The organism is Tissierella pigra (assembly GCF_009695605.1).
In the GTDB taxonomy this organism is placed as follows: domain Bacteria; phylum Bacillota; class Clostridia; order Tissierellales; family Tissierellaceae; genus Tissierella; species Tissierella pigra.
This window is the reverse complement of record NZ_VUNQ01000010.1, coordinates 57012-77364: the sequence shown is the minus strand read 5'-3', so window position 1 is coordinate 77364 and position 20353 is coordinate 57012. Positions and strand designations below refer to the sequence as shown.

The following is a 20353-nucleotide window of genomic DNA, read 5'->3' as shown; positions in this document are numbered from 1 at the left end:
ACTGTGATTTCCTCAATTTTTTAAATTATATTGATTCAATTTGTTATAAAGATGCCTTTCACTCATACCTAGCATTTGGGCAGTTTTCCTCTTATTATTCTCACAATATTCCAATGTGGCAAGAATAAGTTTTTGTTCTGCAGATTCTATGGTGTCTCCTACATAAATAGGAACACTTTCACTTAAAGAAACACGATGAGTATTTGGTATAAGTTCATTTGGCAAGTCTTGGACTTGAATAATACTTTTATCTGTCAAGGCTACTGCTCTTTCAATAATATTTTGAAGTTCACGTACGTTTCCAGGATAGTCATGATTTTCTAACACTTCTATGGCAGTACGGCTTATACCAGTTACATCTTTATTAAAAGCTTTGCTATACTTATTTATAAAATGTTTTGTTAGAGCTGGAATATCGTCTCTTCTATTTCTTAGAGGAGGAGTTTCAATATTTACTACATTTAGTCTAAAAAACAAGTCTTCTCTAAAATTACCTTTCTTCACCTCAGCACTTAAATTTAGATTAGTAGCAGCTACTAGTCTAAAGTCAACTGGTACAGGTTTTTCACTTCCAAGAGGGGTAATAGTTTTTTCTTGAATAACTCTTAATAGTTTTGCTTGAAGCTGTAAATCCATATCACCAATTTCATCTAGAAACAAAGTCCCTTTATCAGCTAGTTCAAATTTCCCCTTATATTTATTATTAGCCCCAGTAAAAGCTCCTTTTTCATATCCAAATAATTCAGATTCCAAAAGATTATGTGGAATAGCAGCACAGTTTATAATCTCCATATTTTGATTTTTTCGTCTGCTGGTTTCATGAATAGCTCTAGCAATAAGTTCCTTGCCAGTACCAGATTCTCCAGAGATTAAAACATTAATATCTACATCTTTAATTCTATCAATCATTTTAAATACTTCATTCATAGCATGGCTAGAAGATACCATTTTAAGGTCAAATTTATCTTCTTTAATTTTTCGTGTTAAATCTTGAACCTCATCAGATAAAGATTGATATTCCAGAGCTTTATTTATTAAAGATATTAAGCCATTTATATCTAAAGGTTTTGTAATATAGTAATAAGCACCTCTTTGAATGGCTTCAATGGAATCTTCAATGGAGCCATAAGCAGTCATAGCAATTACAATAACCCTATGATTTTGAGATTTAATAGTATTTAAAACCTCTATTCCCTTATAGTCACCTAAATACTGATCAAGTAAAACTAAGTCTATATCCTTAGTGTTAATAATTTCTAAAGCCTCTGGTACATCTGTGGTTGTATATACATTAAAATGATCTTCCAGTGCAAACCTTAAGGCAGTAAGAATTGAAACTTCATCGTCTATAATTAAAACATTATACATTTTTATCATCTCCAATTTCTAGAATCCTGGGCATATAAAGAATAACTTCAGTTCCTTTACTAAGCTCACTATTTAACTTTATTTCTCCATTGTTTTGATTTACTAGTCTATGGGTTACCGAAAGTCCTATACCATAACCAGTTTTCTTAGAAGTAATAAAAGGATCAAATAATTTATTTAACATTTCCTTTGGTACTCCAACGCCATTATCTTTAATATCTATAACAGCTTTGGAGTTTTCTACAGCTCCCGATATTTCTATTTTACCATTATCTTCTATGGCATCAATACTGTTAAGAATAATATTAATGAGTATTTGTTTCATTTGAGGTGCATCTGCGTAGAAATATATATCTGTATCTTTAGTAATAATTTCGATATTTTTTTCTCTAATTTTTTGTTTTAGTAATGTTAAAGTTTCAGATAAAATGTCTTTAAGTATTATTTTAGATGGTTTTGGACTTTTAGGTTTTGAGTAATCTAATAAAGAACTAACTAACTCATCTAATCTTTTAATTTCATTTGGGACTACTTTTATTAACTCATCTCTAAATCTTTCATCTTCATATTTCAAAGGGATTAAGTCAACAAAAGCCTTTATAGATGTTAGAGGGTTTCTAAGTTCATGGGCAATACTGGCAGATAATTTACCCAAAGACTGCATCTTATCATTTTGCATTGCAATATTATTCAAAGCAATTATCTCTTTAGTTCTAATATCCACTTCTTTCTTCAAACTTCTATTCCAATAATATATTATATATATAAACATACTAGAAAATAAAAGGGCTACTAAGGCAGTGGAAAAAAGATTTTTCCATTTCTGATTTATATCAAAAATATCTTCACCAAACCACTTGAGATAAATTTTGTCATATGTCCCGTTAGTTTTAATGGCTTTTAATCCAGTATTTAGAAGGCTTAAAAGTTCATCATCACCTTTTTTAACAGCTATACTATATTTAGTAGTATAAATAGGCTCTCCTACAATTTTAACAGTTTCTGTTAAATCAAAAGTTTGTACATAAAAGATTCCCGTTAGCCTATTACCTATAAAAGCATCCACTTCTCCAGATAATAAAGCTTCTAAAGCTTCCATTTGGTTTACTTTTTCTACAATATCTATATTAGGTATGGATTTAATAATTTCCTTAGTAACATCTTTTGCCTGAATAGCCACTTTTTTTCCATATAAATCTCTAATATCTGTTATATAGCTAGTATCCTTTGTGACAAAAATATTCTGGGAGTTTACAACTATTTCCTCTGTGAAATCGTATATTCTACTACGTTCCGGAGTTATGGTCATACCTTGAATAGCGTTGATTTCTCCATTTTTCAAAGCATCCATAGTATTTTCCCAGCTATTAGGTATTAACTCAATTTCCAAACCCAACTCTATAGCCACAGCTCTTATTATATCCACATTAAATCCTCTAAAATTTTCATTACTATCTACAAACTCATATGGGGGATAATTATTATCGCCACCTATTTTAATAGGTTCCATTTTAATATCCTGTATATCGTTAGTAAATCCAATAGTAAATATGGAAGATATGATTATTAATATAATTAAAATCTTTTTTTTGTACATTTTACACCTCGATTCATTAGAATAGATTCAATATTATTATACTCCTATATGAAAAAATTTCATAGTATGAATTAATTACATGGTTATTATTTCATACCTTTTATGAATTCTATGGTAAAATCCTATATTTCGACAAAAAACACCCATATAAAAACTTGGCACAGGATTTGCTATATATAGTGTTATAAAAAAATATGGAATCGATAAAGATTTCTAAAAAATTAAGGAGGATTATAATGAAGAAAAACGCTTTTATTGCAATTATGTTGATTTTAGTAATTTCACTATCTGCATGTAGTGGTGGAGGTGGAGGAAGCAACAGTTCCACAGAATTATATATAGCATCAGCCAACCCTATGACAGGTGACTCAGCTCAATTTGGTGATATGAAAGTTAAAGCAATAGAACTAGCACTAGATGAAGTAAATAAAGCAGGTGGTATTGATGGTAAACAAGTAAAATTAATTGTTGGTGATGATACAGGAAATCCTAAAGAGGCACCAAACGTAGCTCAAAAGTTTGCAGGAGATAATAAAGTTTTAGCAGTAATTGGTCACTGGAACAGTTCTTGTACATTGGCAGCAAGAGGAATTTATGAAGCTGCTGGTATACCAGTTATTACAGACTCAGTTAATAAACAAATAACTGACGGAAGTACACCTCATTTATATCGTATATCATTAACAGATACTACACAGGCTAAAAACTTAGCACAATATGCTTACAATGTATTAGGTAAAAAAAGTGCAGCAATACTGTTTACAGCAAATGACTTTGGTACAGGGCTTAAAAATGACTTTACAGAAGAGTTTGAAAGCCTAGGTGGAAAAGTTGTAGCATCAGAAACATATTTTGAAGGACAATCAAAGGATTTCAGCCCTCAGCTTACAAAGATTAAAGGTGAAAATCCAGATATAATGTTTGTTGCAGGATATTATGTAGAAACAGCTTTAATAGCACAACAGGCAGGACCAGCAGGATTAAATGTTCCAATGATAGGAACAGAGGGAATTAGTTCAGATGAATTAATTAAACTGGGTGGAGATGCAGTTGAAGGAATAAGATTCGCAGCTTTCTTCCACAAAGATGTAGAGTTCCCAGGAACAAAGGAGTTTGTAGAATCATTTAGAACTAAATATAATAAAGAACCTGATAACTATGCAGCATTAGCTTATGACTCAGCAAAACTTATTCTTGAAGGTATGAAACAAAATGGAGCAACAAGAGATGGCATAACTAAATATTTACAAGAAGTTAAGGAGTTCCCTGGAGTAGCAGGACCAATATCTTTTGAAAATAATGATGTAACAAGAAGTATTCTAATATTAGAAGTTAAAGATGGACAAATCGTTTTATCAGAAGATCAATTAAATTAAAATCATAGGAGGCCCATTAGGGCTTCCTTGACATAAAGGAGAGTGAAAGAATATGTTTATGGAGCATTTAAGTAATGGTATAGCTTTAGGTAGTATTTATGCCTTAACTGCTATAGGATTTACTATGGTCTATGGTATTATCAGACTTATAAACTTTGCTCATGGTGATGTTTATATGATTGGTGCTTTCTTAACATATACAGGATTGACACTATTTAATATGCCAATAGCCCTTGCTTTCTTATTTGGAATGGCTGGTGCATCTATATTTGGTATAGCCATAGCAAAATTTGCTTATAGTCCTGTATTTAAGGCACCTAAGATAAATCTATTTTTATCTGCAGTAGGAATGGGAATATTTTTGGAGAACTTTGCCATGCTTATATGGGGTCCAGAGACTCAATCATTTCCAACTGTAATTAATAATAAGGTGTTTAGTTTTTTAGGAATAAGAGTTAATACTATTCAGTTAATAATTTTAGGTACAACAATTGTTTTAGTTGCAATCCTGACTTATATAGTACAATATACAAGAATTGGACGTGCCATGAGATGTGTATCTCAAGATATGGATGTTTCACGACTTATGGGAATTAATACAAATAAAATAGTATACTTTACATTTGGACTTGGTTCAGCCCTTGGAGCAGCAGCAGGTACTTTAGTTGCAATATACTATAAGGCAGCTTATCCTATGATGGGATATGTACCAGGATTAAAGGCATTTATTGCAGCAGTAATAGGTGGTATAGGTAGTATTCCAGGTGCAATGCTTGGAGGTATTATAATGGGAGTATCAGAAAGTTTAGGTGCAGGATATATATCCTCTGGATATAGAGATGCAATAGCTTTTATAATTCTAATAATCATCCTTATTCTAAAACCTGAAGGACTATTAGGTAAGGGCATTAAAGAAAAGGTATAGGAGGTGGAAAGAATGGGTAATATTTCAAAGGTTTTATTAAATTTAATATTATATTCAGGAATATTGTATCTAGGTATAATTATACTTTCAAAAATATTTGACTTAGGTACAAAGAAATTTATGAACTTAAATAATAAGAATAGAAAATTTGCAGGTTTAGGATTTTTAGTATTAGGGGCATTATTACCTTTAATTTTAGCCAACAATACCTATGCACTAAGAACCAGTGTATTGGTACTTATATATATAGTATTGGCTTTAAGCTTAAACTTTGTTTTAGGATTTGCAGGTCAGCTTTCAATGGGACATTCAGCATTTTATGCTGTAGGAGCTTATACTACTGCTATTCTTACAGTAACTTATAATGTGCCATTTTGGATTGCATTAGTTTGCAGTGGTTTAGTTTCAGCAATATTTGGATTGCTCTTAGGAATTCCTACTTTAAGACTAAAAGGAGACTACTTAGCAATCACAACAATCGGATTTAGTGAAATTTTAAGATTAGTTTTAATTAACTGGGCATCTTTTACAAGGGGACCAGCTGGTATACCAGGAATTCCATCACCTAAGATATTTGGTTATACCATAAGTAGCAATACAGGATATTATTATATATTATACGTATTAGCAATTTTAACTATATTTATATCCTATAGATTATTAAATTCAAGACTTGGAAGAGGATTAGTAGCAGTAAAAGATGATGAAGTAGCTGCTGAGGCTATGGGAATAAACCCAACATTCCTAAAAATCTTAGCATTTGTTTTAGGAGCAGCAATAGCAGGACTTGCAGGAGGAGTATTTGCTTCATTTATCCACTATGTAAATCCAGATAACTTCACATATATGGAATCAGTAGTAATGCTTACTATGGTAGTATTAGGAGGAGTAGGAAGTATTCCAGGAATCATTGTAGGTGCTACTATACTTACAATATTACCTGAGGCACTTAGAGGTATATCCACTTATAGATATGCAATATACGGAATACTTTTAGTAATGATGATGATAGTAAGACCTCAAGGAATGATCAGCATGTCTAGTCTAAAGGGAGGTGCAAAGCATGAGAATTCTAGAAGCTAAAGGAATTACAATGCGTTTCGGTGGATTAACTGCTGTAAATAATGTAGATTTCCATATAGATAAAGGTGAAATAGTAAGTTTAATAGGACCAAATGGAGCGGGAAAAACTACTTTTTTCAATGCTATTACTGGGATATATGAACCAACAGCAGGAGAAGTTGCATTTTTAGGAGAAAAGGTAAAGAAATCTAAACCATATGAAATAACAAAGATGGGTATAGGTAGAACTTTTCAAAATATAAGGTTGTTTAGTACCATGACAGTTCTTGAAAATGTAATGGTAGGTCAATATTGTAGAACATCTTCAAATCTATTGGCTACCATATTGAAATCCCCTAAACTTATAAAGGAAGAGAAAGAAGTTGAAGAGAAAGTAATGGATATTTTAGAATTCTTAGAGCTGACTGATATGAAAGATGAAATAGCTGTAAGTCTTCCCTATGGTTATCAAAGAAGAGTAGAGGTCGCCCGAGCAATGGCTACAGAACCTAAGTTAATCTTACTTGATGAACCAGCAGCAGGTATGAACTCAGGTGAAAAGGTTGAAATGACAAATCTTATAAAGAAAATTAGAGATAGGGGAAATACTATTTTAGTTATAGAGCATGACATGAAACTTGTAATGGGTATATCTGATAGGATTTCTGTATTAGAATATGGAAACAAAATAGCAGAAGGATTACCACATGAAATACAAAGTAATGATAGAGTAATCGAAGCTTACCTAGGTAAGGGGGGTGCTAAGTAATGTTAAAGGTTGAAGATTTAAACGTATATTATGGTGGAATACATGCCTTACAAGGATTAGACTTTGAAATAAAAAAGGGAGAAATAATTACTTTAATTGGAAGTAATGGTGCAGGAAAGACCAGCACCCTAAGAGCCATATCTAACCTAATAAAATCCCAAGGTAGTATAAAATATAAAGATGAAGAAATAAGTAATTTAAGTGCAGAAAAAATAGTTGCTAAAAAACTTATTCATGTACCAGAAGGAAGAAGAATATTTACTGCCCTAACAGTAGAAGAAAACCTTTTAATGGGTGCTTATTTAAGAAATGATAAGGATAAAATAAAGGAAGACCTTGAATTTGTATATAATATGTTCCCTAGATTAAGAGAAAGAACAAAACAATATGGTGGAACTCTAAGTGGTGGAGAACAGCAGATGTTGGCAATTGGAAGAGCATTACTATCAGATCCAGAACTACTAATGCTAGATGAACCTTCCATGGGACTAGCACCAATAATTATTGAAGAAATATTTGAGTCCATTAGAGAAATAAATCAAAAAACAGGTCTTACATTCTTATTTGTTGAGCAAAATGCCAATATTGCATTACAAACCGCAGATAGAGGATATGTAATAGAAACAGGAAAAATTCTATTTACAGGAGATGCTAAGGATTTATTACATGATGACAGAGTAAGAAAAGCTTATTTAGGTGAAGCATAATATAAAGAAACTGCTGACTTTAGAAAGGTCAGTAGTTTTTTTCATTTAAAGTAATTTTATATAATGTTTTCTTAATAATATTAAATTTGCTATAGAAATAATCTATGCAAATGATGATTGCTATAATTATTTTTAATTTGATTTAGTATTATAAATACATTAGTATTATATAGAAAGTTATTGGAATGCTGTATAGATGCCTTAGGAGGTGTGATTATGCATGACATTACAGTTAAAAACATTATGTTTTCATATGATAAGGAGCTTATTCTTGAAAATATAAGTATGAAAATAGATTCTGGGGATTTTGTTTGTTTGCTAGGTCAATCAGGTTGTGGCAAAAGCACTTTTCTTAGATTGATGGCAGGATTATCAGAACCAGATTCAGGCAATATTCTTGTTGGAGATAATGAATTAAAAGGAGCTAGCCTTGATAGAGGCGTGGTTTTCCAAGATTATAGCTTATTTCCATGGCTAACTACGGGAAAGAATATTATACTTTCTTTACAGCAGAAATTTAAAAATGAGAGTAAAAAGGAATTAAAAAAACGTGCTTTATATTATTTGGAAAGAGTAGGATTAGATAAAGCTACATTTGATAAATATCCAAATGAGCTTTCAGGAGGTATGCGTCAACGTTCTGCAATATGCCGCTCCTTTGCATTAGATCCTCCTATTTTACTTATGGACGAGCCTTTCGGTGCTTTAGATGCTGTTACACGGGCTAAGTTACAGGACATGGTATTAGATCTTTGGAGAAAGGATAAAGAAAATAGAAAGACTATTTTTTTTGTTACCCATGATGTTGATGAAGCTTTACTTCTATCTACAAAAATATTTGTTTTTGGTTCAAGTCCTAGCAAAATCATTTATACACATTCTTTTGGAGATGAAGAAAAAGTTGACCGTGATTCCTTATTTAATAATAAGGAAATTTTAGATTTAAGAAACAAACTTATTCATATCATAAACAAAGATATTGAAGAAAAAATTAATTTAAAGGAGATTATAATATGAAACAAAAAAAGAGCCGCGTTATTACACTAATACTTGTTATATTAATGTTAACAGGAGTTATGGGTGGTTGCGGAAATCAAGAAAAGAATATGGTTAAAGAAGACGTACAACAGGTCACAGGAACATCTGAGACACCAGAAACACCTGACAAAAAAGAATTACATAAAATAAATGTTGCATATAATCCGGGAACAGGAAATATTTTAGGGTTTATTGCTATTGATAAAGGAATTGCTGCAGAAGAAGGTATAGAAATTGAACTTATTCCGTTTTCTAATTCAACAGATGCGTTGACAGCTTTACAATCCAAGAAAATTGATGTGGCCGTTTCTTTTGGAACTGCTGCACCTCTTACGTATGTTACAAATGGTGCTGATTTTTCAATTTTTGGAGGATATTTATCTGGAGGTATGCCTGTTTATGCCGTATCTGATTTAGAGTATAAGGGATTAGAGTCATTTGTTGGGAAAAAAGTAGCTACTGCAAGGATGTATACTCCTGATATTGTATGGCGTGGTGCTATGATGGAAGCAGGATATGATTTGGAAAAAGATGTAACCATACTAGAATTTAAAAAACCAAGTGAAGTTTTAGAAGCTGTTAAATCTGGCAATGCAGATATAGGAATAGGAACAAATTCAACATATTTACAATCACTTGAAGCAGGTCTTAAAACTATTGCTTGGAGTAATGAGTTCTGGGATCCAGTTCATGTATGCTGTAGACCAGTTGCTAATACAGAGTGGATTAATGAAAATAGGGATGCTGTAAAAGCATTTTTACGTTCATATATACGGGCTGAAAAGATATTAAGGGAAGAGCCAGAGTATGCAGTTCAATTAAATATGAAATACCTTGAACTTGATGAAAAAGATGCAAGAACTATGCTTCTTGAAACGAATCAAGTTTTCGATACAGACCCTAAAAGTGATGGCGTTCGATATATGTGGAATCGTTTAATTGATATGAAATATATTGACCCAGCTGATATCGATGTAAATGATCATATTAATGTTAAGATATATAAAGAGGCTCTAGATGAACTTACATCAGAAAATCCAAATGAATCTTTTTATAAAGAACTTCAAGAGAAATTTTCTAACTATAATTCTGAAGGTTTAGATTAGTTGTATAATGGTTTGGATTATGTTTACTGCAATAGGTGAGATAAGATGTTAAAAGGTATAAAAAACATTAAAGATTATATTGGGACTATTATAATTCTAATCATGGCATTTTTGATTTATATATTTGCCACGGATATTTATAATATTCTTGATCCAGTTTTATTTCCAGGTTTTTCAAAGATTGGACCCAAATTTTATAGCTCTATGCCTAAACTTTGGAAAAGTCTTATTAGTTCTCTAAAATTATTAATACCAGGATATTTTGGTGCTGCCTTTTCAGGTATATTATTGGGGATTTTAATAGGTACTAATCCAAGATTAAATAAGAATTTAAAGCCAATTATATTTGCACTTAATCCGATTCCACCATCTATGATGACTCCTTATCTTATAGCGATTATGCCAACTTTTTATTTATCATCGGTGGCTGTTATTTTTATAGGATGTTTTTGGCCATTTTTAAATGGTACTATAAACGGAATTGTTTTAATTGACCAAAAATATTTGGACAATTCTAAGGTATTAGAGTTAAAAGGATTTAAGAAGCTATTTAATGTAATCTTACCTGCAGCAGCACCATCTATTTTATCGGGTGCAGGAACAGCATTAAACTTCGCATTTATTTTACTTGCTATAGCTGAAATGTTTGCAACAAATTCTGGATTAGGACATTTTATTCAATATTATGCCGATTTTTCAGATTATGCAAGGGTAATTTCTGGTCTGTTATTTATGGGAGGCTTTATTGTTATAGTCATGCTTGGATTTGAAAAGTTCAAAAAGAAAATATTATTTTGGACTCTTAATGAGAATAAATAAAAATTATAATGTAGCCACAGTTGAATTTTTTACTGTGGCTATATTTAAAGTGGGAGGGTTATAGGTGAAAAAGATTAGAATTGGATGTGGAGCAGGATGCTCTTATGATAGGCTAGAACCAGCAATAGAACTGGTGGAAAAAGGTGATATTGATTATATTGTATTTGAATGTCTTGCAGAGAGGACAATTGCAAATAATCAACAACAAAAATTAAAGGATCCCTCAAAAGGATATACTCCTATGCTAGAGCCTAGAATAAGAGGTATTTTAAGGAAATGTAAAGAAGAAGGTATAAAAATAGTTACTAATATGGGTGCAGCAAATCCAGAAGCAGCTATTAAGTTAATATTAGAAATTACAAAAGAAATGGATATTACAGATATTAAAGTTGCAATGATTTCAGGAGATAATATAACAGATGATTTAGAGAAGTATAAGGAGATAGTCATGTGGCAAAGTACACATACTCTTGGTGAACTTGAGGCTGAGATAATATCAGCAAATGTATATTTAGGGGCTGAGGCAATAAAAGAAGCTCTTGATAATGGAGCTGATATTGTGGTTACAGGAAGAGTTGCGGATGTAGCCTTATTTGTAGGTCCTTTGATGCACGAGTTTGGCTGGACAGAAAATGATTTGTATAAAATAGGACAAGCAACTTTATTGGGACATCTTTTAGAATGTGGTGGACAAATTACAGGAGGATATTTTGCAGATCCTGGTTATAAAGATGTGGAAGACCTACATATTCTAGGACACCCAATTGCTGAAATAGATGAAACTGGAGATTTTATTGTCACCAAAGTAAAAGGATCAGGAGGCGAAGTATCTCTTAGAACTTGTAAAGAACAGCTATTATATGAAATAACAGACCCATCTTGTTATATCACTCCCAATGCTATAGTAGACTTTACTAAGGTTTGTTTTAGGCAGATTGACAAAGATGTTGTTCTTGTAACTGGAGCTATATCAAAGGGAAGTCCTACTACATATAAGGTCAATGTTGGATATTGTGATTGTTATATTGGAGAAGGAGAAGTAAGCTTTGGTGGGCTAAACTCTCTTCCGCGTGCAAAGATGTGTGCTGATATAATTGAAAAGAGACTAAAAATTGTAGGAGCAAATATAGATGAATATAGAGTTGATTATGTTGGATATAACTCCTTATATAAAACAAATATTTCAGATAGTTTTGCACCTAAGGAACATAGTGAAATAAGACTTAGAATAAGTGGTAGAACAAAGAACTATGATGATGCAATGCTTATAGCTCAGGAATTAGACTATCTTTACACAAATGGGCCAGCAGGTTCTTCTGGAATAGAATCGGGAGTGAAGCAAGTATTATCTGTAGGTGCCATTATCATTCCAAAAGAAAATATAAATGTTCAAATTACTTATTGGGAGGTATAGACCATGAAACTTAAAGAAATAGCACATACTAGAACTGGAGATAAGGGGAATATGTCAAATATTGCAGTTATTCCATACGAAGAGAGAGACTATCATATACTTAAAGAAATCTTAACTGCAGAAAAGGTAGAAGAATTTTTTTCTGAAATATGTTTTGGAGGAGTTAAGAGATATGAACTTGATAATATCTATGCGTTTAATTTTGTATTGGAAGAGTCATTAGGAGGAGGAGTTACGAGAAGCCTTGCAATAGATAAGCATGGAAAATCCCTTGGGATGGCGCTTTTAGAAATGGAAATATAATAGCAATAAAAAGAATATTATTTTATTTAAAAGTCTCCTTCATAACAAGGAGACTTTTAAAACTTATTTTGCTGTATTAAACTCATTATAATGAACTTTATCGTAAGGAAGAGTTTCATTATTATGAGGAGATTTTTCTTCATCAGGATAACCTAAGGAAATCATACATTCAATATTATATTTTTCAGGAATATTTAATATATTTTTTACATAATCCTCTACACTTTGGTTTTGGGGAGTAAGTCTTTCTCTTACTTGAATCCAGCAAGAACCCAGACCAAGGGACTCTGCCATTATCTGAATAACAGTGGCTATAATGGAAGAATCCTCTATCCAAATCTCACTATTTTGAGAATCTGCAGCTACAACAATCGCTAAAGGTGCATTTTTTATAGGAGCTGAAGCAGGACCTCTCGAGTCACCTAGTTTTATTAAATTTTCTCTATTATTAACTACTATAAGTTCCCAAGGACGTCTATTTTTAGAAGAAGGAGAGGTTAGTACCCCTTGCAAAATTTTATCTAGTACTTCTTTTTCTATTTCTCGATTCTTATATTTTCTGATACTTCTTCTTTTCATAAGTAAATCTAACATGGTATCACTCCTTATTTTAGTATTGTAAGAATATTATAACATAGATTATTTATAACCAATAGGCAAGTTCTGATTTCTGAAATCTTTGAGTCTCAAGTCAATGACTTTGAAGAAAGCTACCTTTAACATGTTGATATAGACTTTTCTGATAATATGGTATTATAATGTATAATATAAGGATATCTAAATACTAATTAAACAAGATATTTCAGCTTTTAGGATACAAGAGGTCTAATGTATACAAGTATAAATATTTAATAAGACTATTATTAGAAAATTAAACTACAGATAAAAGGAGGCTATAATATGGCAGAAATAAAATATGAAATAATAGAAAAAATAGCAGTGCTTTCAGAAAAAGGAAATTGGACGAAAGAGTTTAACAAGGTTAGTTGGAATAATAGACCAGCAAAGTTTGATTTGAGAGATTGGAATCATGAAGAAGGGAAAATGGGAAAAGGAGTTACTCTTAGTGATGAAGAAGCAAGGATACTGAAGGAAGCATTAGATAAAACATTGTAAATATACTTAAAGAAAAGTAGAAAATCCTTTAGAATTGTGGTGATTAAAAATATAATCTGCGTAAACCATAGATATGGAGATGATAAAATGAATAATTATAAATGTACAGTATGCGGTTACACCTATAGACCAGAAAGAGGAGATAAACTACGGGATATAGACCCTAATACAGCTTTTGAAGATTTACCAGAGGACTGGAAATGTCCTACTTGTAATCAACCTAAAATGGCTTTTGAGGAAATGAAATAAGCCATATAAATTAAGAAACTACCTAAATTTAGGTAGTTTCTTAATTTATTAATATTATTCAAAGTCTTTAGCAAACTCTTCCAATGAATCCTTTAATAAGGTTATAGTATAACCAAGGGATGGACCACCACCAAATGCAATTGCAACCATTGCAGCTTCCATTATTTCTTCCTTAGTTAAACCAGCTTTTAAAGCATTGTAAGCATGTCCAACTATGCAATACTCACATCTACTATATACGGATATACCAATAGCCACTAATTCTTTTTTCTTTAAATCAATAGCACCATCTTTAAATACAGTATCTGCAAAATTCCCAAAGGCAGATAATTGCTCTGGATTTGTTGCTGCAATACTTGCCATACCATTATTGAAATCAGCTAAATATTCTCTAGGACTTTTCATATTAAATTCCTCCAATTTAAATTTATAAATATACAAACCAAAAGTTATAATCTACTAATTAATTATACTAAAGTTTAAAATAGCTGACCAATAGAAAAAAATAATAAGCTTACCTATAGAATAAGATAAATTTATAGAAGAAATTTAAAAAATCATATAAAATATAGAGGTAGACAAAAAAAGATAATTTATAAAGGAGATAGGAATATGAAATATTCAATAGAAGGGGATTATCCAATACTCAGATGTGTACTTAATAGAGGAGAGACTATAAAAACCAGTGCAGGAGCTATGTCTTGGATGACAGATGGATTTGATATTGAAACTGCATCAGGTGGTATTATGAAAGGCATAGCTAGAATGTTTTCAGGAGAGAGCATGTTTTTTAATCTTTATACAGCAAAAGCAGATAATCAAGAAATTGTATTTGCTTCATCATTACCAGGAACAATAAGACATATAAAAATGGAGGGTCAAATATTAATAGGACAGAAATCAGCATATCTAGCCTCAGAAACCAGTGTTGAATTTCAAACTGTATTTACTAAAAAGTTTTCCTCAGGTTTATTGGGAGGAGAAGGATTTGTTTTACAAAGGTTTTCGGGATATGGAGATTTATTCCTAGAGGCAGATGGATCTTTAACTGAATATAACTTAAATTCAGGGGAAGTAATGTTAGTAGATCAAGGTCATGTATTCTTATTTGAAGAAAGTGTAAAATATGAAATAGAAACAATTAAAGGGATGAAAAATGTTCTATTTGGAGGGGAAGGATTATTTCTTGTAAGATTAATAGGTCCTGGTAAAGTAATTCTCCAATCAATGCCTATATCAAATTTAGCTGCAAGGATAGTGCCATTTGTACCCTCTAAAGGATAAGAAAGGATGGTTTATACCATCCTTTCCAATATTTTATTAGTAACTTTTTTGGGTATTCCAATAGATTCTACTATTACTTCTCCAGTATATTCTTTAGATTCCAGTAATCCTTTTTTAACTAAATGAAAAGTAATAGTCTTGTTTGCTTTAACAGAAATGCCAAGAGTATTTCCTGTATTACCATCTAACCCAGAAGGAATATCAACTGAAAGGATATTATTGGAATAACTATTAATTAAAGAAATTACCTTTTTAAAGATGCCCTCAATTTCTCGGGTTAATCCAATTCCAAATATTGAATCTATAGTCAAATCATTTTTTACTAGAGAATCTTTAAGATATTCTAACTCCATTTCTCCAGTTACATGAATAAATTTTACTTCCATATTTTTAAGTATGTTTAAATTAATATTAAAATCCTTAGTTCCTTTATCTAAATTTCCAATAATAAATAAATCTACATCTTTTCCATTTGTTATAAGGTGACGAGCTATTGCTAGACCATCTCCACCATTGTTTCCAACTCCACATACTATATTGAAACTATTGGTCTTATTTAAATCAATATTATAAATTACCTTAAGGGCAGCATTTTCCATTAGAACTATACTAGGAATGCCAATTTTTTCTATAGTATAACAGTCCATAGCCTTCATTTCTTCACAAGTAATGGTAAGCATACAAAACACTCCTTTCAAAATTATTATATATCTTATTGTGAAGAGTGACAATAATACATAATCAATGTAGAATATTTTATTTTCTACTAATATATAATTTGTAAGGTAACAAGGAAGTACATTAGGAATTGAAATCGGAGTAAAGGTTCATTGACAATATTTTGTAATATTGGTAATATTTAATCAACTAAAACTTTAGGGGGGATTAGATGTATATTTTTCCAGAGAATCTTTATACAGATGTGAGATTAGAAGAGGTTTCTATCAGTGAAATTACTTATGAGAATAAGGAACTAAGACAAAACTTAAAAAGAAACCATAAGGGTGGATTTATTAGAATATTCGACGGAGAAAGGTGGTACTACAGTTCAACTACAGATATAGATAATATTCAAGAAGAAATAGATAACCTTGCTCTTATGGCTAAGAAAAATGAAAAAATCAATGAAAACCCTGTTGTTAAAAAATTTGAAATCAATACTGGAGAATTTCTATATTTTCAAGATAATGATATATTAAATATTAGTCAAGAAGAAAAACTTACTCTTTTGAAATCATATTTTCCAATTATAAGTAAAACCGAAGAAATAAAAATGTGCAGAGCAATATATGTTGACAGTAAAATCACAAAACAGTTTTTTTCCAGTAAAGGTGCAGATTTAATATTTGATTATCAGACTTGTGCTATTGCATTTAGGTATTCTATAAATGTAGATGGTAAGACTTTAGATAGCAAATATGACAAGACTACCACAGATTTTGATGAACTTAAATTATTACACGAAAAACTTAAAAATAAAATAGATAAAGATATTATTTATACTAAGGATGCCAAGCCTGTTAAACCAGGAAAATACACTGTTATATTCTCACCTATAGCAACGGGAGTATTCACTCATGAAAGTTTTGGCCATAAATCTGAAGCAGATTTCATGGTTGGAGATGAAACCATGATGAGAGAATGGACTATTGGTAAAAAAGTAGGTGTAGATAATTTATCTATAGTTGATAGGGGAGATATTTTAGGATGTGGATTTGTTCCCTTTGATGATGAGGGGACTAAATATAATGAAACTTATCTTATTAAAGATGGAATTCTTTCAGGGAGACTTCATAGTAGTTTAACCGCTGAATCTCTTAAAGAGAATGTAACAGGTAATGCAAGAGCAATGAATTTTGAGTTTGAACCAATAGTGAGAATGACTACCACTTATATTGAAGCTGGAGATAAGACTAAAGAGGAACTAATCTCAGAGGTAGAAGAAGGTATATTAGTTGAGGATATAAGACATGGTGCAGGTATGTCAACATTTACCATAGCACCTAGTATCTCTTATATGATAAGAGATGGAAAAATTGCAGAGCCTGTAAATATTGCAGTTATTAGTGGCAATGTAATGGAGACTTTATATGAAATCGATGGGATCTCAAATGAAATAGAAATTGTTTTCTTTCCATTATCAGGTTGTGGGAAAATGGAGCAATTTCCACTTCCAGTAGGTATGGGCGGTCCTTATATTAGAGTAAAAAATATTACGGTACAGTAAGGAGGGATTTCTATGATTAAGGAAAAATATATTAGTAATTTCAAAGAGATAAGTATAAATATTCTTCAATCAAATATAAGATCTGTAAGAAAAAAGGATATTACTAAAATGGGTTTTAGAGTGTATGAAAATGGATTTATTGGTATTGCAGGGGCTGTGGGAAAAGTAGATGAATCTGAGTTGGAAAAAAGAGCAATTGAAAATTTAAGGCTTGAAATACCTTATCCTTATGAGCCCTCTGCTAATCTTGTAAAAAAAGTTGACTATAGGAAAGAAGTATTATCCCATGAAGAGTTGGTAAAAGAAATAGAGGAGTTATTTAAATTATTAAGAGAAGAGTTTCCAGATTTCATTTTTTCAAATAATATCTATATCCAAGATTTTGAAACTAAGTTAATAAATAATAAGGGAGTTGATCTAACTCATATAGATAGAATAGTTGCAGCAGCAATTATAATAAAAGAAAAGGATTCTGTGAATGTATTTGATGCTTTTTCAAGCTATGTAGATAGGGAATATAGCAGAGAGAAGATCTTAAACAATATAAGGGAAACTTTAACGGCTTATAGAAACAAGGTAGAACTGCCTATTAAAGGAAAGCAGCCTGTAGTTTTTTTTGCAGATGATATGTTGCCTCTAAAGAAAATAATAGAAGAAATGAACGGATATAAGGTAGGAACAGGTGCTTCATTGTTTAAAGACTTCATAGGAGAGAAAAAGTTCAGCGATAAATTTACATTATATCAAAGTGCAGAGGAAGAAGAATTAACTGGAGTTGAATTTTTCGATGCAGAAGGTGTTGTAAATCCTGACTACAGATACACCTTAATTGAAAATGGTAAGATAATAACTCCATATACAGATAAAAAAACTGCCTCAGAATTTAATTTACCTCTTACAGGAAGTGCTTCATCAGAATATGATAAGGTTCCTTCCTTAACACCTAGGAATCTTGTTGTAAAATCTAGCGATAAAACTTTAAAGGAATTATTAAATGGTCAACTAGGTATAGCAGTTCTTATTGCATCAGGTGGAGACTTTACTCAAGAAGGAGTATTTGGGACACCTGTTCAATTGGCATTCTTAACTGATGGAGAAAAGCTATTGGGACGACTTCCTGAACTTACAATATCAGGTGAACTATATTCAATGTTTGGTGATGATTTTGTTGGGAAGTCTCAAAATAAGGGATTATTAGACAATAAGACTATGGTATTTAACTTAGAAGTGGATTATATTTAAAAAGATATAAAAATAGAATTGGTGGATGAAAGGCGTCTATTTTGTAATAAAAATAGACGCCTTAAAATTAGTTAGAAATTAAGATTAAACTACTTTCCGTTGTGCCGATATATAATATAAGGCAGATAATATATGGGAAAGGGTGAGAATATGAAAATAACAGGGAATCAATTTAATACTAATAACTTTATGCAAAATAATAAAAAAAACATAGGATTTAAGCCTTGGAATAGTAAAATTATCATGTCGGGACAGAATATATTTAGAGCAAATATAAGACAAGATAAAAATGAAAAATTAGAAGGACCTCAAAGTTCTGAGGGTAATATGTATAAAGGAATATATGAGTCTATAATATTAGATAAAATAGCTAGGAAAATTGCAAGGGGAGAAGAAATTACAGCAGAAGAAAGAGCTATGATTATGGAAAAAGCTCCAGATAGACTAGAAAAGGCTGTACAAGCCAATAAAAGACGTAAAGAAATAGAAAATAGAGTAAAAGCTGCTAAAACTGAAAGGGAAGCTAGAGATATAATATTGGAATCTAAGGTAGAGGCAAAAATAGCCTTGGACAAAGGTGACCAAATCTATGGAGAATATCTTATGGAAGCAGTAAATAAGGTTGAATCAGATTATAATAAAAATGGTGGTAAAAATAAAGGAAATACCCCTAAAGATATAAATGAGAAAGAGAAAGGAAAAGGTATTGATATTAGACTATAAAATAAAAATCTTCTTATCTTAGATAAGAAGATTTTTATAGTCCAAAGCTAAATATAATAAGTGATTTCAAGAAAAATTGGTGAAAAGAAGGACTTTGGTTTTATTTGTGGAATATATAGATATAGGGATAAAGAAAGAGCAGAATAATTTCATATATAAAAGGAGATTTAGAAATATATATGAAAATTTATAATAAATGGGTATATAAAATATTAGTTGAGAGGGAGACTGAAATGGGTTTCAAAGATTATGATATTACTAAAAATAATAAATTTCAAGATAATCCTTCTGGATATTCCAGCTTTCGTGATACTGAAGTTGTAATGATTGTTATGGAATGGGTAGGGGTAATAACAATATTATTTATACCCCTAATTAATATCATAATGTTTTCTATATGGACATTCGGAAAAAAGTCTAATATGAATCTGAGAAATTTTTGCAGAGCTATTTTAGTAGCAATAGTTATTGGATTTTGTTTAAAAGTTTTAAGAGACATATTTTATTTTTAGAGAAGAGGTGTATAATAAAAAATGATTTAGTATTATAAATATAAAATACTGCCATAAGAAAAAGGTTAAATAAAAGAAATACTTAAAGGAGGATTTTATGAAATACTTATTATTATGTTATCCAAGATGTACTACTTGTACGAAGGCTAGAAAGTGGCTTGATGAAAATAATATAGAATATGAAGAAAGAAATATTAAAGAAAACAATCCAACTGAAGATGAATTAAGGCAGTGGATTATCAAAAGTAATTATCCTATAAAAAAGTTCTTTAATACAAGTGGCAATGTTTATAAGGAGTTAAAATTAAAGGATAAACTGTCAGATATGAACGATGATGAGAAGATAAATATTTTATCTACAGATGGTATGCTTGTCAAAAGACCTATTATAGTAGGTGAAAAGTATGTTTTTGTTGGATTTAAAGAAGATGAATGGAAAAATATATTAGAGTAAAATGAAAATAGACTTCTAGAACAGAAATATATATTGATTGGTAAAATAAATTATGCTTTAGA

The 20353-nt window shown here is 30.9% G+C and carries 23 protein-coding genes; 18 read left to right on the top strand and 5 right to left on the bottom strand.

The annotated features are described in order from the left end of the window. Positions 1 to 12: 12 nt before the first annotated feature. Together FYJ83_RS06430 and FYJ83_RS06425 are read right to left on the bottom strand one after the other, a co-directional pair. Complete coding sequence (locus FYJ83_RS06430; RefSeq protein WP_154439511.1) at positions 13 to 1368, bottom strand: sigma-54-dependent transcriptional regulator; 1356 nt, start codon at positions 1366 to 1368, stop codon at positions 13 to 15. Then, on the bottom strand, positions 1361 to 2965 hold the full coding sequence (locus tag FYJ83_RS06425) for a transporter substrate-binding domain-containing protein (RefSeq protein WP_154439510.1): 1605 nt from the start codon (positions 2963 to 2965) through the stop codon (positions 1361 to 1363). Before FYJ83_RS06425 ends, FYJ83_RS06430 begins: the two co-directional genes overlap by 8 nt. A gap of 236 nt (positions 2966 to 3201) precedes the next feature. On the opposite strand from FYJ83_RS06425, the gene FYJ83_RS06420 reads away from it, so the two are divergent. The 10 genes from FYJ83_RS06420 (at position 3202) to FYJ83_RS06375 (ending at position 12484) form a co-directional block, all read left to right on the top strand. Next, on the top strand, positions 3202 to 4341 hold the full coding sequence (locus FYJ83_RS06420) for an ABC transporter substrate-binding protein (RefSeq protein ID WP_154439509.1): 1140 nt from the start codon (positions 3202 to 3204) through the stop codon (positions 4339 to 4341). Between the two features lie 52 nt (positions 4342 to 4393). Further along, positions 4394 to 5266 (top strand): branched-chain amino acid ABC transporter permease, encoded by an 873-nt coding sequence (locus tag FYJ83_RS06415; protein WP_154439508.1) that lies wholly within the window; start codon positions 4394 to 4396, stop codon positions 5264 to 5266. Positions 5267 to 5278: 12 nt separating this feature from the next. Continuing rightward, a complete protein-coding gene (locus tag FYJ83_RS06410; protein WP_154439507.1) occupies positions 5279 to 6349 on the top strand; it encodes a branched-chain amino acid ABC transporter permease in 1071 nt (356 codons plus the stop codon). After that, positions 6330 to 7097, top strand: a complete 768-nt coding sequence (locus FYJ83_RS06405) for an ABC transporter ATP-binding protein (RefSeq protein ID WP_154439506.1) — start codon at positions 6330 to 6332, stop codon at positions 7095 to 7097. Before FYJ83_RS06410 ends, FYJ83_RS06405 begins: the two co-directional genes overlap by 20 nt. Further along, positions 7097 to 7804, top strand: coding sequence for an ABC transporter ATP-binding protein (locus FYJ83_RS06400; protein WP_154439505.1), 708 nt, complete (start codon positions 7097 to 7099; stop codon positions 7802 to 7804). Before FYJ83_RS06405 ends, FYJ83_RS06400 begins: the two co-directional genes overlap by 1 nt. Positions 7805 to 8020: 216 nt before the next feature. Next, positions 8021 to 8821, top strand: coding sequence for an ABC transporter ATP-binding protein (locus FYJ83_RS06395; RefSeq protein WP_154439504.1), 801 nt, complete (start codon positions 8021 to 8023; stop codon positions 8819 to 8821). Further along, complete coding sequence (locus FYJ83_RS06390) at positions 8818 to 9948, top strand: ABC transporter substrate-binding protein (protein WP_154439503.1); 1131 nt, start codon at positions 8818 to 8820, stop codon at positions 9946 to 9948. Before FYJ83_RS06395 ends, FYJ83_RS06390 begins: the two co-directional genes overlap by 4 nt. A gap of 45 nt (positions 9949 to 9993) precedes the next feature. Next, a complete protein-coding gene (locus FYJ83_RS06385) occupies positions 9994 to 10767 on the top strand; it encodes an ABC transporter permease (RefSeq protein WP_154439502.1) in 774 nt (257 codons plus the stop codon). Between the two features lie 64 nt (positions 10768 to 10831). Then, the gene (locus FYJ83_RS06380) at positions 10832 to 12181 is read left to right on the top strand and encodes an acyclic terpene utilization AtuA family protein (protein WP_326828310.1); all 1350 of its coding nucleotides are present in this window, start codon (positions 10832 to 10834) and stop codon (positions 12179 to 12181) included. A gap of 3 nt (positions 12182 to 12184) precedes the next feature. Further along, positions 12185 to 12484 carry an AtuA-related protein gene (locus FYJ83_RS06375; RefSeq protein WP_154439501.1) on the top strand — a complete coding sequence of 100 codons (300 nt, stop codon included), beginning with the start codon at positions 12185 to 12187 and terminating at the stop codon, positions 12482 to 12484. 63 nt (positions 12485 to 12547) lie between these two features. Here the strand turns inward: FYJ83_RS06375 and FYJ83_RS06370 are convergent, their stop codons facing one another. Next, positions 12548 to 13078 carry a nitroreductase family protein gene (locus FYJ83_RS06370; RefSeq protein WP_154439500.1) on the bottom strand — a complete coding sequence of 177 codons (531 nt, stop codon included), beginning with the start codon at positions 13076 to 13078 and terminating at the stop codon, positions 12548 to 12550. A 306-nt stretch (positions 13079 to 13384) separates the two neighbouring features. On the opposite strand from FYJ83_RS06370, the gene FYJ83_RS06365 reads away from it, so the two are divergent. Together FYJ83_RS06365 and FYJ83_RS06360 are read left to right on the top strand one after the other, a co-directional pair. Next, positions 13385 to 13600 carry a YdbC family protein gene (locus tag FYJ83_RS06365; RefSeq protein ID WP_154439499.1) on the top strand — a complete coding sequence of 72 codons (216 nt, stop codon included), beginning with the start codon at positions 13385 to 13387 and terminating at the stop codon, positions 13598 to 13600. A gap of 87 nt (positions 13601 to 13687) precedes the next feature. After that, positions 13688 to 13849, top strand: a complete 162-nt coding sequence (locus FYJ83_RS06360; RefSeq protein ID WP_154439498.1) for a rubredoxin — start codon at positions 13688 to 13690, stop codon at positions 13847 to 13849. A gap of 54 nt (positions 13850 to 13903) precedes the next feature. Here FYJ83_RS06360 and FYJ83_RS06355 read toward each other — a convergent pair whose 3' ends face one another. Further along, a complete protein-coding gene (locus FYJ83_RS06355; RefSeq protein ID WP_154439497.1) occupies positions 13904 to 14254 on the bottom strand; it encodes a carboxymuconolactone decarboxylase family protein in 351 nt (116 codons plus the stop codon). Positions 14255 to 14461: 207 nt separating this feature from the next. Here FYJ83_RS06355 and FYJ83_RS06350 point away from each other — a divergent pair, with 207 nt between their 5' ends. Continuing rightward, a complete protein-coding gene (locus FYJ83_RS06350; RefSeq protein ID WP_154439496.1) occupies positions 14462 to 15133 on the top strand; it encodes a TIGR00266 family protein in 672 nt (223 codons plus the stop codon). A gap of 11 nt (positions 15134 to 15144) precedes the next feature. Here the strand turns inward: FYJ83_RS06350 and FYJ83_RS06345 are convergent, their stop codons facing one another. Beyond that, the gene (locus FYJ83_RS06345; RefSeq protein WP_154439495.1) at positions 15145 to 15813 is read right to left on the bottom strand and encodes an NAD(P)H-hydrate epimerase; all 669 of its coding nucleotides are present in this window, start codon (positions 15811 to 15813) and stop codon (positions 15145 to 15147) included. A gap of 209 nt (positions 15814 to 16022) precedes the next feature. Here FYJ83_RS06345 and FYJ83_RS06340 point away from each other — a divergent pair, with 209 nt between their 5' ends. The 5 genes from FYJ83_RS06340 (at position 16023) to FYJ83_RS06320 (ending at position 20291) form a co-directional block, all read left to right on the top strand. Further along, positions 16023 to 17360 (top strand): TldD/PmbA family protein, encoded by a 1338-nt coding sequence (locus tag FYJ83_RS06340; protein ID WP_154439494.1) that lies wholly within the window; start codon positions 16023 to 16025, stop codon positions 17358 to 17360. A gap of 12 nt (positions 17361 to 17372) precedes the next feature. Further along, on the top strand, positions 17373 to 18602 hold the full coding sequence (locus FYJ83_RS06335; RefSeq protein ID WP_154439493.1) for a metallopeptidase TldD-related protein: 1230 nt from the start codon (positions 17373 to 17375) through the stop codon (positions 18600 to 18602). Between the two features lie 150 nt (positions 18603 to 18752). After that, positions 18753 to 19325, top strand: coding sequence for a hypothetical protein (locus FYJ83_RS06330; RefSeq protein WP_154439492.1), 573 nt, complete (start codon positions 18753 to 18755; stop codon positions 19323 to 19325). Between the two features lie 179 nt (positions 19326 to 19504). Further along, positions 19505 to 19837, top strand: coding sequence for a hypothetical protein (locus FYJ83_RS06325; protein WP_154439491.1), 333 nt, complete (start codon positions 19505 to 19507; stop codon positions 19835 to 19837). Positions 19838 to 19934: 97 nt separating this feature from the next. Continuing rightward, the gene (locus FYJ83_RS06320) at positions 19935 to 20291 is read left to right on the top strand and encodes an arsenate reductase family protein (protein WP_154439490.1); all 357 of its coding nucleotides are present in this window, start codon (positions 19935 to 19937) and stop codon (positions 20289 to 20291) included. The last annotated feature ends 62 nt before the right edge of the window (positions 20292 to 20353 follow it).